Below are 21,277 nucleotides of genomic sequence, written 5' to 3'. Positions count from 1 at the left end.
TATGAAAGAGACTTTTGAAATGAAAGCAGAGAATTTTGTTTGAGAAAGTGTTTATTTATCAAAAAAGAAAGAGGAGGACCAAAGACAGAAAATCGCATCTTATGTCTTTAGTCTCCCTCTATAATGGCAAAAGTTTCTAAATAATATCAAGCCTGTCCATCATTAGTTTCCAAGAGTTTGGTAAATGTTGGGATTGACATGCTTTAAAGCATTAGTGTGTGAAGTCAAGTACCATACGTCCCTGAATGGTACCCGCTTCCATTTCGTCAAAGACATCCACTGCATCTGAAACAGGGCGCTTTTGAACGACAGGAACCACTAATCCTTCAGCGCCAAACTGGAAGGCTTCTTCCAAGTCCTTGCGTGTTCCAACGAGGGAACCGATGACTTGGATACCATCTAAAACGGTTTTGACAATGCTGAGGTCCATCATTTCAGATGGCAATCCAACGGCAACTACACGACCGCCAGCACGAACAGAGTCAACAGCTTGGTTGAAGGCAACTTTAGAAACGGCTGTTACTACGGCAGAATGCGCACCGCCAGTTTTTTCTTGGATAAGAGCAGCGACATCTTCAACTTCATGGCCGTTGATGACGATATCAGCACCGACTTCTTTGGCCAAAGCTAGCTTATCATTGTTGATATCAACAGCGACAACATGGGCATTAAAGACTTTCTTGGCATATTGAACCGCTAGGTTACCCAATCCACCTGCTCCAAAGATTACTGTCCATTGGCCTGGTTGCAGCTGGGCTTCTTTGATAGCCTTGTAGGTCGTTACACCGGCACAAGTGATAGAAGAAGCTTGAGCAGGATCCAGTCCTTCAGGAACTTTGACAGCATAATCGGCTGTTACGATACATTGCTCTGCCATCCCACCGTCAACAGAATAACCAGCATTTTTTACAGTACGGCAAAGGGTTTCGCGTCCAGTTGTACAGTATTCACAAGCGCCGCAGCCTTCAAAGAACCAAGCTACACTGACGCGGTCTCCGACTTTGAGGTTTTTTACATCTGGAGCGATTTCTTTGACAATACCGATACCTTCATGGCCAAGAACGCGGCCCGGTACCTTGCCAAAGTCACCATGCGCGACGTGCAAATCAGTATGGCAGACACCGCAGTATTCAATGTCAACGAGAGCTTCCCCTGTTTCAAGAGGACGAAGTTCCTTATTTTCGATGAGTTGGACATTGGTTCCTTCTGGATTTACAACAACTGCTTTCATAAGTAGTTTCCTCCTGTTATTTAGTTTTCGATTATGTTAATTATATCACAAACTCAAACAAATAGCAAACGCTTACAATTTCAAGTAAAAGTAACCTTTAAAACTATGGTACTGCGGATAAGCTCCGATTTTTAAAGCTTTTGAGCATGATTGAGGTCGAGAGAATACAAAAAATAAAAGACAAACTCTCGAACAGAGTTTGCCTAATTGTCTACTTTTATAAAAAGAGTTTGTTTAGCTCGTGGGCGACGCCATCTTGGTCGTTAGTCAAAGACAACTGCTGGTCGGCGTATGGCAGCAGGTCAGTATTGGCATTTTTCATGGCATAGCCAGTGCCAGCAAAGGACAGCATCTCAGTATCATTTTGCTCATCGCCAAAGGCAATCAGATTTTTGCGGTCTACATTGAGAACATTAAGCAGGTACTGAAGGGCAAAGGCTTTGTTGACACCCTTGGGAGCACACTCGAGAATGTTGAGTGGTCCGCCCCAAGAGTTGATGGAAAGTTCATGCTGGTAAAAAGCATTCATTTCCTCTGCCAGAGCATATTTATCAGCTGCTCGTGTCTGCAGGAGAATGGCGTTAGGATTCTCCGTTACCAGATTAGCTTGAAACTGATTTTCAGGCTTAAAAGCATCGATGCCAAATAGCTTGGGATCAGCAATTTCTTCATTGGGATTGGTGATATAGAATTTATTGCGGTATTCGCCGGCAATGAAATCAGCTTCAATCTCATCCCTGCGCTTAACCATATCCAGCAGAAAGGACTTGTCCAGCGTCAGCGATTTTTCAAAGTCCCATTTCTTTTCTGGAATGTGAGTCAGAGAGCCATTGAAGTTGATCATGGGCGTATTGAGCTCTAATTCTTTATAATATTTCAAAGCCATGCGGTAGGGCCGGCCTGTTGTGATAATGACCTTGTGGCCCTTTTGGGAAATTTTTTTGATGGTTTCTTTGGTGAAATCAGACAGATTGCTATTTGAATCCAGCAAGGTTCCGTCCAAGTCCACAGCGATTACTTTTTTTGTCATGTGAGTCTCTTTTCAGTGATAATACAGACTATTATAACAGAATTCAGTGTAAATAACACGACTTATGTTATAATGGTGCTCTAATCAGTCACAATTATGACACAGCAAGGAGGAGCTTTTCGTATGCGTAAACCGATCATGATTCATGCTCTTTTTCTGATGATTGCCTTTTTTATCTATATCCAATCTCTAAATGGCGGTCCTACCTATCTCATCTGGAATATGACCTTGGCCTTAATCAGCTATGATGCAGCTGTCTTGACGCTTTTATTCAAGAAGCAGAAGTGGACCTATCCTCTTCTTTTCCTCTTGTGGTTGCTTTTCTTCCCCAACACTTTCTATATGATTACCGATTTGATTCATATGACTTGGGTGGCAGATGTTCTGAGTAAGCCAAGTGTTTTCCTGCTCTTTTTAGCTTTTGTTTCTAGTATTTTGTTCGGTATTTTCTGTGGTATGGAGAGCTGGTATGTCATCAAGGAAGGCTGGAAGCTTAACTGGTATTTGGATTTGTTGCTGACGGCAGCTCTGTCGGCTTTGTCCAGTCTGGCTATCTACATAGGACGTTATGATCGCCTTAATAGCTGGGATTTATTGCTTCATCCTCAGCTGGTTCTACAGAAACTCTTGCAAACTTTGCAGCCTGATCGTCTGCCTTTCATTCTTGGTTTTACTTTTTTGCAGTTTATGAGTTTGGTATTTCTGATGAGAGATAATAAAAAATAAGAAAAGCGAGACATTCATCTTGAAAAAGTGAATGTTTTTTATTATAATTTAAAATATCGTTCGTAAATAAACAGATTTAAATCTATTTTTCTTTGTTATTGAACTAGATATTAGAAATTTTACTCAAAAGGAGATTTATTGAAAAATGGATAAATTTTTCAAACTGACCGAAAAAGGGACAGATGCCCGTACAGAAGTTTTGGCTGGTCTGACGACTTTCTTTGCTATGTCCTACATTTTATTCGTCAATCCAGCTATGCTGGCTCAGACAGGTATGCCCAAGCAGGGTGTTTTCCTAGCTACGATTATCGGGGCTGTTGCCGGCACCTTGATGATGTCCTTCTTCGCCAACCTGCCTTATGCGCAGGCACCAGGTATGGGGTTGAATGCCTTTTTCACTTTTACGGTCGTCTTTGCCTTGGGCTATACTTGGCAGGAAGCCTTGGCCATGGTCTTTATCTGCGGGATTATTTCGCTCATTATCACTTTGACCAAGGTGCGTAAGATGATCATTGAGTCAATTCCAGGCTCCTTGCGAGCAGCTATTTCAGCAGGGATCGGAGTCTTTCTGGCCTATGTAGGTATTAAAAATGCTGGCTTGCTCAAGTTTTCAATCGATCCGGGCAATTATACAGTAGCTGGCAAGGGAGCAGATAAGGCTGCAGCTGCTATTACAGCTAATTCTGCAGCAACTCCTGGTCTGGTAGACTTTAACAATCCAGCAGTCCTCGTAGCCTTGGTCGGTTTGGCCATCACAATCTTCTTTATTGTGAAAAACATCAAGGGTGGTGTTATCCTATCCATCCTAGTAACGACAGTTGTGGCTATTCTGGTTGGTTTGGTTGATTTGTCAGCTATTGACTTTGGGCAGAATAACATTGGCAGTGCTGTAAGTGAACTGGGACAGATTTTTGGGGTGGCAGTAGGACCGAAAGGTCTGGGTGCCCTTTTAGCAGATTCAGCTCGCTGGCCCCAGACATGTATGGCTATTCTGGCTTTTTCATTGACAGATATTTTTGATACCATTGGTACCTTGATTGGGACAGGTGAAAAGGTCGGGATTGTGGCGACTTCTGGGGAAAACCATGAATCAGAAGGTCTGGATAAGGCTCTTTACTCGGACCTCATTGGAACCTCTATTGGCGCCATTGCTGGAACCTCTAACGTGACGACTTATGTGGAGTCTGCAGCTGGTATCGGAGCTGGAGGCCGAACAGGTCTGACAGCCTTGGTCGTAGCCATCTGCTTTGCGGTGTCAAGCTTCTTTAGCCCACTCTTGGCTATTGTTCCTAATGCTGCAACTGCACCGATTCTCATTATCGTGGGGATTATGATGCTGGCTAGTCTGAAAAACATCCATTGGGATGATATGGCAGAAGCCATTCCAGCTTTCTTTACTTCTATTTTTATGGGATTTGCCTATTCTATCACTCACGGGATAGCAGCTGGATTTATCACCTACACCTTGGTTAAAGTCTTCAAAGGTCAAGCCAAGGATGTGCATTCTATGATTTGGATTTTGGATCTTCTCTTTATTTTGAATTTCGTAAATCTGGCTTTAAATTAGGTCTAAACATTGCTGGATTTCCTTGTGTCTAGTGAAGTTTGGATAGCTTATATTTTCAGTATAAAAAATCGGCTTTTGGTAGCTGATTTTTCTTTTGCAAAATTAAGCAGAAAAAAATTTTTTCTGGTATAATAAGAGAATGTTTAGTCATAATGAGGAAGAATTAATCCAGTGGGGGCAACGTCTGGGCAAATTGCTTCAGGCAGGGGACGTACTGGTTTTAACGGGAGATTTAGGAGCAGGGAAGACAACCTTTACTAAGGGTCTGGCTCTAGGTTTAGGCATCAGTCAAATGATTAAAAGTCCTACCTATACCATTGTTCGGGAATACGAGGGGCGCTTGCCGCTCTATCATCTGGATGTCTACCGCATTGGAGACGATCCAGATTCCATTGATTTGGATGACTTTCTCTTCGGGGAGGGTGTGACGGTCATTGAATGGGGAGAGCTGATGGGAGAAAATCTGCCTGAAGACTATCTCAAATTAAGCCTCTTGAAAAAGGAAGACGGGCGTGAATTGGTTTTTGAAGCCAAAGGAACACGAGCCCAAGAGTTGCTTGAGGAACTGCAGAATGACTGAATATGAATTATGCTTGCGTGAAGCGGAAAAAACAGATGCTGCTGAGCTGATTGCCTTCCTCAATCAGGTCGGGTCTGAGTCAGATTATATGACGCTGGATGAGGCTGGAATCTTGATGAATCAAGAGGAGATGGCTTCATTCATTGAGCATCAGGCTGCTTCTAGTAATCAGCTTTATCTGTTGGCTCTTTTAAATGGTGAGATTGCCGGTCTTATCAGCATCACAGCTGATTTCCATGAGCGAATTCGCCATATTGGTCAAGTCTTTGTCGTGGTGAAGAAAACTTTCTGGAACCAAGGACTGGGACGCATATTGCTGGAAGAGGCACTGACTTGGGCAGAAGATTCTCAAGTTATTCGACGTTTGGAATTGAGCGTTCAGGTTAGAAATGAACGAGCAGTTCATCTCTATAAAGATTTAGGATTTGAAATTGAAGGCTTACAAAAAAGAGGAGCCTATTTAAAAGAAGGGATATTTCTTGATGTTTACCTGATGGGTAAACTGATAGACTAAAAAAGATATGTTTAAAAAGATTATAATGATGTTTCTCAGCCTCCTTGTCGTAACGACAGCTGGTATCGGTACTTATGCATGGACGATTTATGGTCAGTCAACAGATGAACTATCCAAGACTTATAAGGGCTTGGGAAATGAGACAGATGTCATTTCTGCGACTAAACCCATGACTATCTTGCTGATGGGTGTAGATACAGGGAGCGGCTCCCGCGAGGATACTTGGGTCGGGAACAGTGATACCATGATTCTCCTGAGTGCCAATCCCAAGACCAAGAAAACAGTCATGATGAGTTTGGAACGTGATATTTTGACTCAGATTGATGAGAACGGTCAGACAGTTGAAGCCAAACTGAATGCTGCCTATGCGAATGGCGGAGCAGAGTTAGCCATTTCGACCATTGAGAGCCTGATGAATATCCACATTGACCGCTATGTGATGATTAATATGCAGGGCTTGGTTCAGTTAGTAGACGCAGTAGGTGGTATTGAAGTCAATAATACCTTTGACTTCCCAATTTCTATTGAAGATAATGAGCCTGAGTATACTGCTAAGGTGGAACCAGGCAAGCAAACCATCAATGGTGATCAGGCGTTGGTCTATGCTCGCATGCGCTATCAGGATCCAGAGGGTGACTATGGCCGCCAGAAGCGTCAACGTGAAGTAATTAAGAAAGTGGTTGAAAAAGTTCTCAGTCTCAACAGTGTCAGCCATTATCAGGCTATTTTAAAAGCTGTCAGCAGCAACATGCAGACCAATATCGCGCTTGATTCAAAAAGCATTCCACAACTGCTAGGCTATCAGGATGCCTTTAAGAACATCAAGTCCGAGCAACTACGTGGAGAAGATGCGACCTTGCCTGATGGTGGAAGCTATCAGCTGGTGACGTCGGAGCATCTGCTGAGCATGCAGAATCTAATCCGCAAGTCTCTAGGCTTGGACACAGTTAAGAGTCTGAAGACCAATGCTGTTCTCTATGAAGATATTATGGGCGGCAATAGTCTAAGAAGCAGCAATAGCAGTAGTACATCTAGTAGCACAGAAAGCTATAGCAGTTACCAGAATTCTTATAGTCAGCCTACTTATAATAATGGTTATGAAAATTATTCTTATCCGACGACAGATACAACAGTTGGAACTACGAATACGACTCCGGTTGCTCCAGCAGCTTCCTCTGCCCCAGCGGCAGATGTCAGTGTCAGCCCCCCACAAAGTCAGCCAGTAGTCAATGCGACTACAGAGTAGAAAGTTAAATATAAAAAGAGGCCAGCTCTTTGTAAATTGTAGTTGGTGACAAAAAGTAACATCAAGTGAAGTTGTTATTGATTCTCTCTTTTTAAAACATTTGTCAATTATATCAAACTTCTCTTGTTATTATTGAATTGAATCTAGCAAGTGATGCACTACAAGCACATGAAGAAATAATGTTTTCTGACAGCAGTTTTTCCTATAATATTTTTTGAAAGTTTCATAGTATAATCAAACCGAAATAGTAAAAATGAACAAGTTTGAATGTAAAAACAAAAATATCTTGAAAAATGTATGTAGCTAGAAAAAGTTGCATACATTTTTTCGTGCTTGTATTGTATGACTAGCAGATTTTTCTTAAAAAAATAGAATATTTCCTGTATAATGGGAATATGTATAAAAATTTGGAGTTAGAAGAAGTATGATTGTAGGTATTGATTTAGGAACAACAAATTCTTTGGTTGGAATTTATCAAGACGGTCAGGTTAAGCTGATCCCAAATGCTTTTGGAGAGTTTTTGACTCCTTCTGTTGTGGCCTTAGACGATAATGACGAAATCATAGTTGGGAAAATCGCTAAGGAGCGCTTGGTCACTCATTCTGACAAGACTGTTTCTCAATTTAAACGCTTTATGGGAACTAAGCACGACTTAAGACTAGGAAATAGAACTTATAAGGCTGAAGAATTAAGCTCTTTTGTGATTCGAAAGTTGGTAGATGATGCAGAAACTTATCTTGGAGAGAAAGTTGATGAAGTTATCGTTAGTGTACCAGCCTATTTCAATGATGCTCAGCGCTATGCGACAAAACTAGCAGGCAAATTTGCAGGGGTTAAGATTGATCGTATTATCAATGAACCTTCTGCAGCTGCCCTTGCTAAAAGCTCCATGAGTCATCAAGAGGATCAATCTTTCATTGTAGTCGATTTTGGTGGAGGTACTCTGGATATCTCAGTTGTAGAGTTGTTTGATAATATTGTTGAGATTGTGTCTATAGCAGGTGACAATCGTTTGGGAGGAGAGGATTTCACTGCAGCTATTGCTGAGGAATTTTTAGTCTTCAATCAATTGACCAAGGACTCCATTTCGCGCGAATTCTATAGCAAAATTTTGGTGCAAGCTGAGAAAACTAAGTTGGACTTGAATGACAAAGAAGAAGTGAAAATGTCAGTACTTGACCAGAAACAGAAATATTCTTTAAATTTGACCTATCAGCGTTTTTATGAGCTTTGTCAACCTCTGTTAGCCCGTGTTAAGGCAGTTTTAGACCGCGCTTTAATGGATGCACGTTTTAGCTATGTAACCTCTGATAATTTTGTCCTAGTTGGAGGAACTTCAAAATTGAGATTGGTTCAGGATTTTCTATCTTACTGTATTGATCAAAAGGTGCAAGTATCTGATGATCCTGATCTGATGATTGCAAGAGGATGTGCGCTCCTTGCAGGAATCAAGCAACGTCAAGGAGAGATACGAGACCTGTTGCTTTCTGATATCTGCCCGTTCACACTCGGTATTAAGGTAGTCGGTGATCATTTTTCACCAATAATAGAGCGAAATTCCACCCTCCCTGCTTCGCGGTTGGAGCATTACTATACTGCTGAAATGGGACAGAGCCAGGTGAAGATAAAGGTCTACCAAGGCGAGATGATGAAGGCGACCCAAAACTTATTCTTAGGAGAACTGGAAGTTCCAGTTCCTGTAAATTATCGAGCTAATGAAGGTTTTACAGTCCGATTCACCTATGATCTTAATGGAATATTGGATGTGGAAGTGAAAATTGACTCGACTCAAGAAATCTTTAGCCATGTCATCTTGCAAGATAGTATTACGCTGACAGAAAAGGAAATCAAGGCCAAACAATCTGAATTATCTCGCTATAAGATTAATGCACAGGAGACAGAGGTCTACCGCTTCTTGATTGAGAAGGCCAATCGCGTCTATAGTATGCTACTCGGCAGGAGAAGAGATAATCTGATGGAGGAAACAAAGAGATTTGAGGAAGAGGTCAAACAGGCGTCTGTCTATCAATTACCTAAGGTTTACCAGTCATTTTCTCGTTACTTAGATTATCTAGAACGAGGGTTGTAAGAGAGGAGAAAATATGAGTATATGGGAAACTTTAGGTATTGAGCCAACTCATGATGTCAAAGCAATTCGGAGACGTTATGCTGAGCTGGTTCGACATTATCATCCTGAAGACCAACCAGAAATCTATCAGCAAATTGTTGAAGCCTATCAAGTAGCCTTAAATTATGCAAGATCAATCAATGCTAGCTCAGAGATTGGTCTAAGAAAACCGATTTCCCATCAGCAAGAAAGCCAGACATGTGAGGAAACCCAAGACTCTGCTTCAAGTTTCCTTGATTTTGATACTTTACATATAGAAGAGGAGCAGTCGCAAGAGGAAGGTGCAAAGTCTCTACTTGACTTTAGTGACTATAAACGTTCAACTGCTTCAATCGGAAACTATGAAGAACCAGAGACTTCTCTAAACTTTGAAACGTTGAAGGTGGAGGAAGCGCAGTTACAAGAAGAAACCGCAAAGTCTACCCTGGATTTTAGCGACTATAATGAAACTTCGTATATAATTCGGAATTCGATTGAAAGCATAATCGGCAATGCTGATTATAGCTTTGAAGAGCAAGAAAATCTTTGGAGCCAGTTCTTTAGTCAGTATAGATATGACATGAGTGTTGTTCAGACTGTCCTAGAGGAAATGGATGTTTATATTTTTAACAAGCCTGAACAATTCTCTATCATCATACCTTTACTGAAAGACTATGTCCCTGATTTTCGCAACTGGAGTTACTATTACAAACTGAATCATTGGGAAATCAAAAGGGCAGGGGCAGTAGAAAAACAGAAATCTATTGCAAGTGCAAAAGAAGAGACTGAGCAATTTTACGCTTCATATCTTTTATGCCAAGAAATTCTCAAAGATTCTAAAAAAGCAAATCAACTAACATCTTGGATAGATTTTTTTAAGCACCCGCATCTTGCTTTTGTCGTGCTGTTTCAAGTGAGTCAGAAGCGTCAGATAATTAAGAGTGTCCCTGTTTTAACTTATATCCTTGAAAAGGTGCGACAAGTAATGTTTGAAGAGGATCGTGAACAGTTTGATGACCTAGCTGAGTACTTAAAGAAATTAAAGGTAAAACTTGGTGAAAATGTTGACTTTAATCAATACTCTTTAGATAACCCTGATGAGGTTGAGGTAGTTTTTTATGAACTGCTAAACGCTCATTATGAAGACGACTATAGTCTATTGCGTGATTGGCAATTTCTTTTTGAAAGGGTTAAGGATCAATCACTTTTACTATCTTTGTTAGAAAAAGTGGATGTCTATCCTTTAAAGAATAAAAAGGTTTTAACCCTGATACTCCAATTTGTAGAGCGTTCAAGTGACGAGGAGTCGAATCCCTATCTGAAAAAGCTACAATTCTGGAATATTGTTCAGTCCTATCCTTCTGTTGTAAAAGAGTTTGAACTAGATAATAAGGAGAATTTTGAATATTGGTATTACGAAGGCTATCTTTATGTTGAAAAACTAACGAAAAGTGATGAACTCATCAATGATTGGGATGAGTGGAAGCAATATTTTAAAGAAAAGCCTCGTATTCTAACTGTCTTGTTTGAACAGATATACAAGGAGTATCGACGCTTCACAGATGGAGAAGTCTTGAGATTTGTTCTTGGAAGATTTACTACTTCTAAAATTGCTCCACATATGATGACAGAGGAGACGGACAAGAAACTTGAAGAGATGACAGCCTATGCCTATGAGCTCAGTTATCCTAAGTCGAAACTATCCTATTCGTCTTGGAAAAAAAGACAGATATTCACCAATAAATTTCTGCAGTTTGTATTTGCTGTTTTGACTGTATTTAGCCTCATACAAAGTACCCAAGAGCAACGTCTTGGATTAAATTCTTGGGTTTATGTAGGAATGGTATCTCTTTTTTACTATTATATATTGAGAATGCGACAAACACCCATGGAAGAAGGGGATTTTGCTCGAGGTATGAAGCCCAAACTTTACTACAATCTCAATATGTGGGTTATGGGAATTTTATTCCTTTTCTTAGCCATTCCGTTTTTACCTCTTGGACTTATCGTTGGACTCTCTTTTATAACATTTTTCTGCTTTATTGATGGATTTAAGGTTAATAAGGGTCCAAAATGGAATTATTCACTAGATTGGCTTACTCCTATTGGTATTTTTCTTTCTGCTGGTTTTCTTTCTGCTTTGGCAAAAAGAAGCCAATTGGTTTCAGGTGTTGTCATATTCTATAGCATTATTCTGATTATCCTGCTCATTATTTTGTCCTTTACGAGATTGAGTCTAGACTTTCCGCCTTCGCTTAAGAAAATTTTCTTTCCAAGTTTAATAGGGATTCTTCTTTTTCAATTTTCTCCTCTCATTCACTTTAGACTTAGTTACTTTGATCCTATGATTCTTCGGCAAGACACCCTTAGCCTAACAGTCATGCTGCTATTAAATGCTGTTGCTATGTCTTATTTTACAAAAGAACAACGTTTAATAATTGGAGTTAAAAAGGTCTTCATAATTTATAGTTTGCAGCTGTTTATCTTTCTTCGACGATTTCTTAGGATTCTATTTTTTAATATAGCAGGGTTACGCCGATATAGTATTGAAGTTGATTCCCTTATAATGAATAGTGAGGTTGCTTTCTTCTTTCTAGAAGGACTATTTGTCCTTATGCTAATCCTCCTTTTTCGAAATATCCGTAAAGGAAAATAGTCCCTTTTTATGAAGAAGAATAAGTTGTGATAAATAGATGTAGAAAAAGTTTTCAGAGAACCATTTCGTATTTCAAAAACAGCACCTTTTGATAGAGAAAAACTCCAGCTAAAAACTGGAGTTTTTCTCTATCAAGACTCGTACTTTTCCCAGATGTCTTTGACTTGCTGGATCTGCACTTGAGCTTGGTTTTCAAGGACTTTATATTTATAGGTAAGATCTTGAGCGATGTCTTTGACTTGCTCTTTTTGCTCTTGAATGATGGCAATATTTCGTTGGATATTGGCTAGACTGTCCTTAACTTTGTCTAGGCTATCTGTTGTTTCAATGATTTCTTCTTGAATTTTTTGACGGTTTTCAACCAGCTTGTAACTGGCTGCAGCGGCACCGATAAATAGGAAAATATTTGAAAGTTTCATATTCCCTCCTTAAGCTTGCGCAATCTTCTCAGCTAATTCGGCCAGAGATGGAAAGTCTGGTTCGTGGGCTGCGAAAGTAATCTTGAGGTCATCTGCATCACTGTAGCGCGGTGCCAAATGCACATGGGTATGAAAGACAGTCTGTCCAGCAATTTCTTCGTTGTTGTTGATGATATTCATACCAGCTGCACCTGTGGCTTTCATCACCTTTCGAGCAATATCAGGTACGCGAGCGAAGAGCAGACTGGTGCTGTCAGCATCCATATCCAGCACATTTCGGAAATGCTCTTTAGGGACAACCAAGGTATGACCTGGTGTTACCTGGGAAATATCTAGAAAAGCAAGGACTTTCTCGTCTTCGTAGACTTTAGAAGAAGGGATCTCTCCGACAATAATTTTACAAAAAATACAATCAGCCATAAATGGTACCTCTATTCGCTAGATTTTGTTATAATATAAGAACCATTATACCAGAATTCGGAGAAAATATGTTAGAAATCAAAGAGCTTACGGGCGGCTATGTTAATATCCCGGTTTTAAAGGATGTCAGCTTTGAAGTGGGCAATGGCCAGCTGGTTGGTCTGATTGGTCTCAACGGTGCGGGCAAGTCCACGACTATCAATGAGATTATCGGTCTTTTGACGCCTTATAAGGGGCAGATTCAAATTGATGGACTGGAGCTGCGGACTAATCCCAGTGATTACCGCAAGAAAATCGGTTTTATTCCGGAAACGCCTAGTCTCTACGAAGAATTGACCCTGCGCGAGCACATTGAGACGGTAGCTATGGCTTACGACATTGAGCAGGAGACAGCTTTTGAGCGTGTGGATAAGTTGCTGGAAATGTTCCGACTCAAGGAAAAATTAGATTGGTTCCCTGTTCACTTTTCAAAAGGGATGAAGCAAAAAGTGATGATTATCTGTGCTTTTGTAGTTGATCCCAGCCTTTTTATCGTAGATGAGCCTTTTCTGGGTCTGGATCCGGTAGCTATTGCAGACCTTATCCAACTCTTAGATGAGGAAAAGAAGAAGGGTAAGTCGATTCTGATGAGCACCCATGTCCTGGACTCTGCCGAGAAGATGTGTGATAGTTTTGTAATCTTGCACAAGGGCCAAGTACGGGCCAAGGGCAGCTTGACTGAGTTGCGTGCTCAATTTCAAATGCCGGATGCTAGTCTGAATGACATCTATCTGGCCCTGACAGAAGAGGCAGCGCTATGAAAGAATTATTTGCTAAACGAAAGCAGGATTTTCGTCAGCAGTGTCTGAAATACCTGCGTTATGTTCTTAATGATCATTTCGTGCTCTTTCTACTGATTTTTATGGGATTTTTAGGTGTTCAGTACAGTCAGCTTTTGCGGCACTTTCCGACTAATCACCTCCCCATTATTGCTAGTCTGGTTATTCTATCGCTCTTTATCCTGCCTTTTGGACGGATTGCGACCTATCTGGAAAAGCCGGATGCTCTCTTTCTATTGGTCAGAGAAGCAGAAGTCAGGGCTTTTATCAAGGCTCAGATTCTGCGTTCCTATCTCTTGTATGCAGTCTTACAGACTGGAATCTTACTGTTACTGGCTCCGCTTTTTCTGGCTCTGGGATTGCCTGTTTGGGGCTTCGGGCTTTACTGCCTCCTTATGCTAGTCTTAAAATGGTTTTTGTTTCAGGCTAAGGCTAAGAAGTTCTTTACTGAAAATGGTTTAGATTGGCAGGCTCTGGTGGCTTATGAAGCAGCCCGAAAGCAGACGATTCTGCGCTTCTTTGCTCTCTTTACCAATGTTAAAGGCATTTCAAACAGTGTCAAGCGCAGGGCCTATCTTGATGGTTTGACGAGACTTGTGGGCAAGCAGCATAGTAAGACCTGGCAGAATCTCTTTTTGCGTTCTTACTTGCGAAATGGAGATTTGTTTGCGTTAACCCTAAGACTACTCTTTCTAGCTCTTTTGGCCTTGATTTTTGTCAGTCAAGCTTGGATTGCTGCAGCTTTTGCGGTCTTATTCAATTACCTCTTGCTCTTCCAGCTGACGGCCTTATACGAAGCTTTTGACTATCAATTTTTGACCCAGCTTTTTCCGATTGAAATAGAGGAAAAGCTGAAGGGAGCAAGACAAATTATCACATCTATTGGCAGCAGTGTTCTCTTGGCTGAAGTGCTGACTGCTCTGCTATTTTTCCAAGACAAGACAGCAGTGCTGGCTATGCTGGGAGCAACTGCCCTACTCTATCTGTTCTATCTGCCGTTTAAGTTACGGAGATTGGTTGACTAAAAGAGGTAAAACTAGTAAAATGATAAAGAAACTTTTTACGGAGGGGAAACATGGACTTGGTTGATAACGAGCTGACCCTGACACCGATAGCTGGTAAGAGCGGAAAGGCCTATATGGGGACTTATCCGGACGGGGGACGCGTTTTCGTCAAGATGAATACAACCCCTATCTTAGCAGGCTTAGCTCGAGAACAAATCGCACCACAGCTTTTGTGGAGCCGCCGGATGCCGGACGGCAACGTAATGAGCGGGCAGGAATGGCTTTCAGGCACTATACTGACCCCAAATGATATGTCCAAAAAGCAAGTAATCAATATTTTGACTCGGCTGCATCGCTCGCGCCCGTTGATGACGCAGCTGACCAAGCTGGGCTATACACTGGAAACGCCAACTGATTTGCTGAATGCTTGGCTCAATCAAGTGCCGCTTGCTTTGAGAAATAATCAATATCTGCAATCTGTTATCCGCGACCTACGCCAGACTGTGCCGGCCTTTCGTGAGGATTATGCGACCATCGTTCACGGAGATGTGCGCCACAGCAACTGGGTAGAGACCGACAGCGGGCTTATTTACTTAGTGGATTGGGATTCTGTGCGCCTGACAGACAGGATGATGGATGTGGCTCATATTTTGAGCCATTATGTGCCTGATTCAGGTTGGCAAGAGTGGCTGAGCGCCTATGGCTATAAGTATAATCAGACTGTTTTCAATAAGCTATACTGGTTTGGTCAGTATTCTTATCTGATGCAGATTGCCAAATACTATGAAAATAATGATTTAGAAAATGTGAACCGGGAGATTTACGCATTACGAAACTTCCGTTCTAAATACGGAAGAGGACAATGAGAGTAAGGAATCGTAAGGGAGCGACGGAACTGCTGGAGGCGCATCCCCAGTATGTGATTTTGAATCCGGCAGACGCCAAGGGCAGATGGCAGGAGATTTTTGGCAATGATCACCCCATTCATGTAGAGGTTGGCAGTGGCAAAGGAGCTTTTGTGTCCGGTATGGCCAAGGCCAATCCTGAGATCAATTACATTGGGATTGATATTCAAAAATCGGTCCTCAGCTATGCCTTAGACAAGGTGCTGGCAACAGATGTGCCCAATATCAAGTTATTATGGGTGGACGGTTCGGATCTGACTGATTATTTTGAAGATGGCGAGATTGACCGCCTCTATCTGAACTTCTCAGATCCTTGGCCCAAGAAACGTCATGAAAAGCGCCGTCTGACCTATCAGTCCTTTCTGGCAACCTATCAGCAGATTTTGCCGGAAAATGGAGAAATCCACTTCAAAACGGACAACCGCGGTCTTTTTGAGTATAGCCTAGTAAGCTTTTCTCAGTATGGTATGAAGTTAAAGGGTGTGTGGTTAGATTTGCATGCCAGCGACTTTGAGGACAATGTCCTGACTGAGTATGAGCAGAAATTTGCTAACAAGGGACAAGTCATCTACCGGGTGGAAGCAGCATTTGAATAAGAAAGAGTCTTTGAGGAAATACTCCTTGAAGACTTTATTATTGGGAAAGAATTTTGCTTAAAAATAAGAACGTTTTAAGTGAAATTCCGTCTTAACAAGCTTACATGGCATATTTCCCTTGCATTCTGGGACTTGTCGTGCTATAATACTAGTAATGAATAAGGAAAGAGAGGCGAGGAAGTATCTTCGCCTCTTATCTGTGAGGAGGTGTCGTCATATCGCAACGATTGTTGAATTGGTGAGGGAGGTTATTGAACCAGCCATTTTGGCCCCCTATGAATTAATCGATATTGAGTACGGAAAGATGGGCGGGGACTACGTTCTCAGTGTCTTTGTAGATAAGTCTGAGGGCATTACGGTCAATGATACAGCAGATTTGACGGATATTATCAGTCCGCTCTTGGATCAAATCAAGCCAGATCCCTTCCCGGAACAGTATTTTCTGGAAGTGACCAGTCCAGGCTTGGAGCGCCCGCTCAAGACCAAGGAACAGCTAGCCGATGCAGTCGGCAGTTATATCAATGTCAGTCTCTATAAGGCTGTTGACAAGCAGAAAGTCTTTGAAGGCACCTTGCTGAGCTTTGAAGAGGATGTTCTGCACATGGAATATCTGGACAAGACTCGCAGAAAAGAAGTCGAAATTCCCTACAGTCTGGTTTCCAAAGCCAGATTAGCCGTTAAGTTTTAGCAGCAGAAGCAATATAGAAAAGAAAGGAACACTTTTGTTTCGGCAAAAGTCACATGAAAATGAGTAAAGAAATGCTAGAGGCCTTCCGCATTTTGGAAGAAGACAAAGGAATCAAGAAAGAAGATATCATTGACGCAGTGACCGAGTCACTCCGCTCAGCCTATCGTCGTCGCTATGGTCAGGCAGACAGCGCAGCCATTGAGTTTGACGAAAAGTCAGGAGATTTCCGCGTCTATACTGTTCGCGAAGTCGTGGACGAGGTCTTTGACAGCCGTTTGGAAATCAGCCTCAAAGATGCCTTGGCTATCAGTTCAGCCTATGAGTTGGGAGATAAAATCAAGTTTGAAGAAGCACCAGCTGAATTTGGCCGGGTCGCTGCTCAGTCTGCCAAGCAAACCATCATGGAAAAGATGCGCAAACAAACTCGTGCTATCACCTACAATACCTATAAAGAACATGAAAATGAAATCATGAGCGGGACTGTGGAGCGCTTTGACAATCGCTTTATCTATGTCAATCTTGGTAGCATTGAAGCGCAGCTATCGAAGCAAGACCAGATTCCTGGTGAGGTCTTTGCCTCTCATGATCGCATCGAAGTCTTTGTCTACAAGGTAGAAGATAATCCTCGCGGTGTCAATGTCTTTGTCAGCCGCAGCCATCCAGAAATGATCAAGCGCTTGATGGAGCAGGAAATCCCTGAAGTCTATGACGGAACTGTGGAAATCATGAGCGTGTCACGGGAAGCAGGCGATCGGACCAAGGTAGCGGTTCGCAGCCACAACCCTAATGTGGATGCCATTGGAACAATCGTCGGACGCGGTGGAGCCAATATCAAGAAAATTACGAGCAAGTTCCATCCTGCCAAATACGATCCGAAGAGTGGCCGTATGGTGCCGACTGAAGAAAATATCGACGTCATCGAGTGGGTAGCAGATCCAGCTGAATTTATCTACAATGCTATTGCTCCAGCAGAGGTTGACCAAGTTATCTTTAACCAAGAAGATAACAAGCGGGCTTTGGTTGTTGTACCGGACAACAAGCTTTCTCTGGCTATCGGCCGTCGCGGACAGAACGTACGCTTGGCAGCTCATTTGACAGGCTTTAGAATCGATATCAAGTCTGCCACAGAGTTTGAAGAAATGGAAGCAGCCAATGAACTGGGCGGATTTGCTCAGGAAGCTGAAGAAATTCTTGGGGATGCAGCTGTCTTAGAGACAGAAGTTTCAGCAGCAGAAGCAACAGACTTTGACGCAGCTGCAGAGGAAACTGTACTAGAAACAGCTGGTTTAGAAAGCGAAGCTGAAGAACTAGACTAAGGGGGCTGGAATGGCAAAAACAAGAAAAATCCCTTTAAGAAAATCAGTGGTGTCCAACGAAGTGATTGACAAGCGTGATTTGCTGCGGATTGTCAAGAATAAGGAAGGTCAAGTCTTTATCGATCCGACAGGCAAGGCCAACGGCCGTGGGGCCTATATCAAGCTGGACAATCAAGAAGCCCTTCAGGCTAAGAAGAAGCGGGTCTTTAACCGCAGCTTTAGTATGGAAGTGGATGAGGCTTTCTATGATGAGTTAATCGCTTATGTCGATCATAAGGTCAAAAGAAGAGAGTTAGGTCTTGAATAAAGAGAAACTTGCAAATTTGCTGGGTCTGGCTCAGCGGGCTGGCCGCATCATTTCTGGTGAGGAGCTGACCGTCAAAGCTATCCAGGAGGGAAAAGCACATCTGGTCTTTTTGGCCCAGGATGCAGCTCCTAATCTCAGCAAGAAAATCACTGATAAAAGTCGTTACTACCAAGTAGAAGTATCAACCGTGTTTTCAACACTGGAATTAAGCTCTGCCATTGGCAAGGCCAGAAAAGTGCTCGCCGTGACAGATGCTGGTTTTACAAAGAAAATGAGGTCTCTTATGTAATAGAAGAGGAGGACAAGATTTGTCTAAAGTAAGATTGTATGAAATCGCCAAAGAACTGGGAAAAGAAAGCAAGGAGGTAGTGGCTCGTGCGAAGGAGCTGGGTCTGGATGTCAAAAGTCATTCGTCCAGCGTAGAAGCTGACGCTGGTGAGCGAATCAAATCCAGCTTTACAAAAGCAGCCGCACCTCAAGCCACTGCAGAAAAGCCTGTAGCAGCTCAGCCGTCACCGCAAAAAACTCCTGCCAAAGAGGCTGCGCCAGTCAAGGCAGAACAGACAGAGGCAAAAGTAACTGCTAAGCCAGAAGCGAAAGCAGAAACGGCAGCGCCTGTCAAGCGCCCGCAAAGCCGGAACTTTAAGGCAGAGCGTGAAGCGAGAGCCAAAGAAGAGGCAGAGCGCCGTAAGCAGCAAGGCAACCGCAAACCACAAAATAAAGAGCAAGGCAAGCGTGAGGACCGCGATAATCGAAATAAGAATCGCGGAAACCGCAACGACCGAGATAGGGGCAATCGTCCAAATGACCGTCGCGATAATCGTGGTCAAGATGGCCGCCGAAATGGTCAGAATCATCAAGGATTTAACGGCCAAAATCGCCAACAGCCTCAAGGACCAAAGATTGACTTTAAGGCTCGGGCAGCAGCTTTGAAAGCAGAGCAGAATGCTGAATACGCTCGCTCCAGCGAGGAACGCTTTAAGCAAGCTCAGGAAGCAAAAGAAGTTATGGAACGGCAAAACCGCCGCAAGGAGCAGCCTAAGGCAGAAGCAAGTGCACCAGTTCAGCCTGCACCAGCTCCATCTGCACCAGCAGCGAATCCAAGCCCAGCGCCAGCCGCTGTGGATACGCGTCGTAAGAAGCAAGCTCGACCAGATAAGAAGCGCGATGATTTTGATCGCGAAGAAGAAGGTCCAAGAAAACAACAAAAGAATCGAAGCAGTCAAAATCAAGTGAGAAATCAAAGAAATAGTAATTGGAATAAAAACAAGAAAAATAAAAAAGGAAAGGGCAACAATAATCAGGCACCAAAACCTGTTACAGAACGTAAGTTCCATGAGTTGCCAACTGAATTTGAATATACAGACGGAATGACCGTTGCAGAAATTGCAAAACGGATCAAGCGCGAGCCAGCTGAAATTGTCAAGAAACTCTTTATGATGGGCGTGATGGCAACGCAAAACCAATCTCTTGACGGCGATACTATTGAGCTCCTCATGGTGGACTATGGTATCGAAGCTAAGAAGAAGGTGGAAGTTGACACAGCTGACATTGAGCGCTTCTTCGTAGAAGAAGGATATATCAACCAAGATGCCTTGGTAGAGCGTCCGCCAGTTGTCACCATCATGGGACACGTTGACCATGGTAAAACAACCCTCTTGGATACCCTGCGTAACTCTCGCGTAGCAACAGGTGAAGCTGGTGGTATTACTCAGCACATCGGTGCTTACCAGATCGAGGAAAGCGGCAAGAAGATTACTTTCTTGGATACGCCTGGTCACGCGGCCTTTACTTCTATGCGGGCCCGCGGTGCCTCTGTGACGGATATCACTATCCTGGTCGTAGCGGCTGATGACGGTGTTATGCCGCAAACGATTGAAGCTATCAACCACTCCAAGGCGGCTGATGTCCCAATCATCGTAGCTATCAACAAGATTGATAAGCCAGGAGCGAATCCTGAGCGCGTGATTGGTGAATTGGCTGAGCATGGTGTCATGTCAACAGCTTGGGGCGGAGATTCTGAATTTGTTGAAATCTCAGCGAAATTCAATCAAAATATCGACAGCTTGCTGGAAACAGTCCTCTTGGTGGCTGAAATCCAAGAGCTCAAGGCAGATCCGACTGTTCGAGCGATTGGTACAGTTATCGAGGCCCGTCTGGATAAAGGAAAAGGTGCTGTCGCAACCCTTCTGGTTCAGCAGGGAACTCTGAATGTGCAGGATCCAATCGTTGTTGGAAATACCTTCGGTCGGGTTCGGGCTATGACCAATGACCTGGGCCGTCGCGTGAAGGTGGCAGGACCATCTACACCGGTTTCTATCACTGGTCTCAATGAAACTCCGATGGCTGGTGACCACTTTGCGGTCTATGAAGATGAAAAAGCTGCGCGTGCAGCCGGTGAAGAACGTGCCAAACGTGCCCTTCTCAAACAGCGTCAAGCTACTCACCGCGTCAGTCTGGAAAATCTCTTTGATACTCTCAAAGCTGGTGAAGTTAAGTCTGTCAATGTTATCATCAAGGCTGATGTGCAAGGTTCTGTAGAAGCCCTGTCTGCTTCTCTGCAGAAGATTGAAGTGGAAGGCGTTAAGATTACTATCGTCCACTCAGCGGTTGGTGCTATCAATGAATCTGACGTAACACTGGCAGAAGCTTCAAATGCCTTCATCATCGGATTTAACGTTCGTCCAACATCTCAAGCTCGCCAGCAGGCAGAAGCTGATGATGTCGAAATCCGTCTCCACAGCATTATCTACAAGGTTATCGAAGAAATGGAAGATGCCATGAAGGGAATGCTGGATCCAGAATACGAAGAAAAAATCATCGGGGAAGCTCTTATCCGCGAGACCTTCAAGGTTTCCAAGGTTGGTACTATCGGTGGATTTATGGTTATCAATGGTAAAGTTACCCGTGATTCCAAGGTTCGTGTTATCCGTGACGGCGTCGTGATTTACGATGGTGAGCTTGCCAGCCTCAAGCACTTCAAGGATGATGTTAAGGAAGTTACTAACGGCCGCGAAGGTGGACTCATGATTGATGGCTACAATGACATCCAAGTAGATGACACGATCGAAGCCTATATCATGGAAGAAATTAAGAAATAAGATAAGTAGTCCGTTAAAAACTTGCAGTGAAATCATATTTGGTGGA

The 21,277-nt window shown here is 42.9% G+C and carries 20 protein-coding genes; 16 read left to right on the top strand and 4 right to left on the bottom strand.

The features are described 5' to 3' along the window. Nucleotides 1-211: 211 nt before the first annotated feature. Nucleotides 212-1,231 (bottom strand): alcohol dehydrogenase AdhP, encoded by a 1,020-nt coding sequence (adhP, locus tag HMPREF9378_RS01465; protein WP_002901354.1) that lies wholly within the window; start codon nt 1,229-1,231, stop codon nt 212-214. 217 nt (nt 1,232-1,448) lie between these two features. Next, a complete protein-coding gene (locus HMPREF9378_RS01470; protein ID WP_002901352.1) occupies nt 1,449-2,261 on the bottom strand; it encodes a Cof-type HAD-IIB family hydrolase in 813 nt (270 codons plus the stop codon). A gap of 96 nt (nt 2,262-2,357) precedes the next feature. Here HMPREF9378_RS01470 and HMPREF9378_RS01475 point away from each other — a divergent pair, with 96 nt between their 5' ends. The 7 genes from HMPREF9378_RS01475 (at nt 2,358) to HMPREF9378_RS01505 (ending at nt 11,657) form a co-directional block, all read left to right on the top strand. After that, nucleotides 2,358-2,987 carry a DUF1361 domain-containing protein gene (locus HMPREF9378_RS01475; protein WP_002901350.1) on the top strand — a complete coding sequence of 210 codons (630 nt, stop codon included), beginning with the start codon at nt 2,358-2,360 and terminating at the stop codon, nt 2,985-2,987. 145 nt (nt 2,988-3,132) lie between these two features. Further along, on the top strand, nt 3,133-4,554 hold the full coding sequence (locus HMPREF9378_RS01480) for an NCS2 family permease (RefSeq protein ID WP_002901348.1): 1,422 nt from the start codon (nt 3,133-3,135) through the stop codon (nt 4,552-4,554). Nucleotides 4,555-4,693: 139 nt separating this feature from the next. Further along, nucleotides 4,694-5,134, top strand: a complete 441-nt coding sequence (tsaE, locus tag HMPREF9378_RS01485; protein WP_002901347.1) for a tRNA (adenosine(37)-N6)-threonylcarbamoyltransferase complex ATPase subunit type 1 TsaE — start codon at nt 4,694-4,696, stop codon at nt 5,132-5,134. After that, on the top strand, nt 5,127-5,648 hold the full coding sequence (locus tag HMPREF9378_RS01490) for a GNAT family N-acetyltransferase (RefSeq protein ID WP_002901346.1): 522 nt from the start codon (nt 5,127-5,129) through the stop codon (nt 5,646-5,648). Before tsaE ends, HMPREF9378_RS01490 begins: the two co-directional genes overlap by 8 nt. A 7-nt stretch (nt 5,649-5,655) precedes the next feature. After that, nucleotides 5,656-6,894, top strand: coding sequence for a glycopolymer--peptidoglycan transferase LytR (lytR, locus tag HMPREF9378_RS01495; RefSeq protein ID WP_002901344.1), 1,239 nt, complete (start codon nt 5,656-5,658; stop codon nt 6,892-6,894). 424 nt (nt 6,895-7,318) lie between these two features. Further along, a complete protein-coding gene (locus HMPREF9378_RS01500; RefSeq protein ID WP_002901343.1) occupies nt 7,319-8,983 on the top strand; it encodes a molecular chaperone HscC in 1,665 nt (554 codons plus the stop codon). 13 nt (nt 8,984-8,996) lie between these two features. Further along, the gene (locus HMPREF9378_RS01505) at nt 8,997-11,657 is read left to right on the top strand and encodes a J domain-containing protein (RefSeq protein WP_002901342.1); all 2,661 of its coding nucleotides are present in this window, start codon (nt 8,997-8,999) and stop codon (nt 11,655-11,657) included. A 131-nt stretch (nt 11,658-11,788) separates the two neighbouring features. Here HMPREF9378_RS01505 and HMPREF9378_RS01510 read toward each other — a convergent pair whose 3' ends face one another. Together HMPREF9378_RS01510 and HMPREF9378_RS01515 are read right to left on the bottom strand one after the other, a co-directional pair. Then, nucleotides 11,789-12,076 (bottom strand): hypothetical protein, encoded by a 288-nt coding sequence (locus HMPREF9378_RS01510; RefSeq protein ID WP_002896907.1) that lies wholly within the window; start codon nt 12,074-12,076, stop codon nt 11,789-11,791. Between the two features lie 9 nt (nt 12,077-12,085). Further along, entirely contained in the window at nt 12,086-12,496 is a 411-nt protein-coding gene (locus HMPREF9378_RS01515) for an HIT family protein (RefSeq protein WP_002914317.1), read from the bottom strand. Nucleotides 12,497-12,564: 68 nt separating this feature from the next. Here HMPREF9378_RS01515 and HMPREF9378_RS01520 point away from each other — a divergent pair, with 68 nt between their 5' ends. The 9 genes from HMPREF9378_RS01520 (at nt 12,565) to infB (ending at nt 21,231) form a co-directional block, all read left to right on the top strand. Beyond that, nucleotides 12,565-13,296: an ABC transporter ATP-binding protein gene (locus tag HMPREF9378_RS01520; protein ID WP_032906116.1), complete on the top strand. Its 732-nt coding sequence runs from the start codon at nt 12,565-12,567 to the stop codon at nt 13,294-13,296. Continuing rightward, complete coding sequence (locus HMPREF9378_RS01525) at nt 13,293-14,339, top strand: ABC transporter permease (RefSeq protein ID WP_002914315.1); 1,047 nt, start codon at nt 13,293-13,295, stop codon at nt 14,337-14,339. Before HMPREF9378_RS01520 ends, HMPREF9378_RS01525 begins: the two co-directional genes overlap by 4 nt. A 50-nt stretch (nt 14,340-14,389) precedes the next feature. Then, nucleotides 14,390-15,184 (top strand): cell cycle regulator CcrZ, encoded by a 795-nt coding sequence (gene ccrZ / locus HMPREF9378_RS01530; RefSeq protein ID WP_002893562.1) that lies wholly within the window; start codon nt 14,390-14,392, stop codon nt 15,182-15,184. Further along, nucleotides 15,181-15,819 (top strand): tRNA (guanosine(46)-N7)-methyltransferase TrmB, encoded by a 639-nt coding sequence (gene trmB, locus HMPREF9378_RS01535; RefSeq protein ID WP_002896910.1) that lies wholly within the window; start codon nt 15,181-15,183, stop codon nt 15,817-15,819. The genes ccrZ and trmB overlap by 4 nt, the downstream gene beginning before the upstream one ends. Before the next feature lie 199 nt (nt 15,820-16,018). Continuing rightward, nucleotides 16,019-16,507: a ribosome maturation factor RimP gene (rimP, locus tag HMPREF9378_RS01540; RefSeq protein ID WP_032911363.1), complete on the top strand. Its 489-nt coding sequence runs from the start codon at nt 16,019-16,021 to the stop codon at nt 16,505-16,507. A gap of 59 nt (nt 16,508-16,566) precedes the next feature. Beyond that, on the top strand, nt 16,567-17,823 hold the full coding sequence (nusA, locus tag HMPREF9378_RS01545; RefSeq protein ID WP_161595629.1) for a transcription termination factor NusA: 1,257 nt from the start codon (nt 16,567-16,569) through the stop codon (nt 17,821-17,823). 10 nt (nt 17,824-17,833) lie between these two features. Beyond that, nucleotides 17,834-18,130 (top strand): RNase P modulator RnpM, encoded by a 297-nt coding sequence (gene rnpM / locus HMPREF9378_RS01550; RefSeq protein WP_002893558.1) that lies wholly within the window; start codon nt 17,834-17,836, stop codon nt 18,128-18,130. Continuing rightward, complete coding sequence (locus tag HMPREF9378_RS01555) at nt 18,123-18,419, top strand: YlxQ-related RNA-binding protein (RefSeq protein WP_002893557.1); 297 nt, start codon at nt 18,123-18,125, stop codon at nt 18,417-18,419. The genes rnpM and HMPREF9378_RS01555 overlap by 8 nt, the downstream gene beginning before the upstream one ends. Nucleotides 18,420-18,438: 19 nt before the next feature. After that, nucleotides 18,439-21,231: a translation initiation factor IF-2 gene (gene infB, locus HMPREF9378_RS01560; RefSeq protein WP_002914310.1), complete on the top strand. Its 2,793-nt coding sequence runs from the start codon at nt 18,439-18,441 to the stop codon at nt 21,229-21,231. The last annotated feature ends 46 nt before the right edge of the window (nt 21,232-21,277 follow it).

It is taken from the genome of Streptococcus sanguinis SK1 = NCTC 7863 (genome assembly GCF_000194945.1).
In the GTDB taxonomy this organism is placed as follows: domain Bacteria; phylum Bacillota; class Bacilli; order Lactobacillales; family Streptococcaceae; genus Streptococcus; species Streptococcus sanguinis.
The sequence above is the reverse complement of the archived record's forward strand: the minus strand, read 5'-3'. Positions and strand labels throughout refer to the sequence as shown.

Coding starts and splice junctions, on each gene's coding strand:
- adhP (WP_002901354.1), bottom strand. CDS start 1,231: ATGAAAGCAGTTGTTGTAAATCCAGAAGGAACCAATGTCCAACTCATC.
- HMPREF9378_RS01470 (WP_002901352.1), bottom strand. CDS start 2,261: ATGACAAAAAAAGTAATCGCTGTGGACTTGGACGGAACCTTGCTGGAT.
- HMPREF9378_RS01475 (WP_002901350.1), top strand. CDS start 2,358: ATGACACAGCAAGGAGGAGCTTTTCGTATGCGTAAACCGATCATGATT.
- HMPREF9378_RS01480 (WP_002901348.1), top strand. CDS start 3,133: ATGGATAAATTTTTCAAACTGACCGAAAAAGGGACAGATGCCCGTACA.
- tsaE (WP_002901347.1), top strand. CDS start 4,694: ATGTTTAGTCATAATGAGGAAGAATTAATCCAGTGGGGGCAACGTCTG.
- HMPREF9378_RS01490 (WP_002901346.1), top strand. CDS start 5,127: ATGACTGAATATGAATTATGCTTGCGTGAAGCGGAAAAAACAGATGCT.
- lytR (WP_002901344.1), top strand. CDS start 5,656: ATGTTTAAAAAGATTATAATGATGTTTCTCAGCCTCCTTGTCGTAACG.
- HMPREF9378_RS01500 (WP_002901343.1), top strand. CDS start 7,319: ATGATTGTAGGTATTGATTTAGGAACAACAAATTCTTTGGTTGGAATT.
- HMPREF9378_RS01505 (WP_002901342.1), top strand. CDS start 8,997: ATGAGTATATGGGAAACTTTAGGTATTGAGCCAACTCATGATGTCAAA.
- HMPREF9378_RS01510 (WP_002896907.1), bottom strand. CDS start 12,076: ATGAAACTTTCAAATATTTTCCTATTTATCGGTGCCGCTGCAGCCAGT.
- HMPREF9378_RS01515 (WP_002914317.1), bottom strand. CDS start 12,496: ATGGCTGATTGTATTTTTTGTAAAATTATTGTCGGAGAGATCCCTTCT.
- HMPREF9378_RS01520 (WP_032906116.1), top strand. CDS start 12,565: ATGTTAGAAATCAAAGAGCTTACGGGCGGCTATGTTAATATCCCGGTT.
- HMPREF9378_RS01525 (WP_002914315.1), top strand. CDS start 13,293: ATGAAAGAATTATTTGCTAAACGAAAGCAGGATTTTCGTCAGCAGTGT.
- ccrZ (WP_002893562.1), top strand. CDS start 14,390: ATGGACTTGGTTGATAACGAGCTGACCCTGACACCGATAGCTGGTAAG.
- trmB (WP_002896910.1), top strand. CDS start 15,181: ATGAGAGTAAGGAATCGTAAGGGAGCGACGGAACTGCTGGAGGCGCAT.
- nusA (WP_161595629.1), top strand. CDS start 16,567: ATGAGTAAAGAAATGCTAGAGGCCTTCCGCATTTTGGAAGAAGACAAA.
- rnpM (WP_002893558.1), top strand. CDS start 17,834: ATGGCAAAAACAAGAAAAATCCCTTTAAGAAAATCAGTGGTGTCCAAC.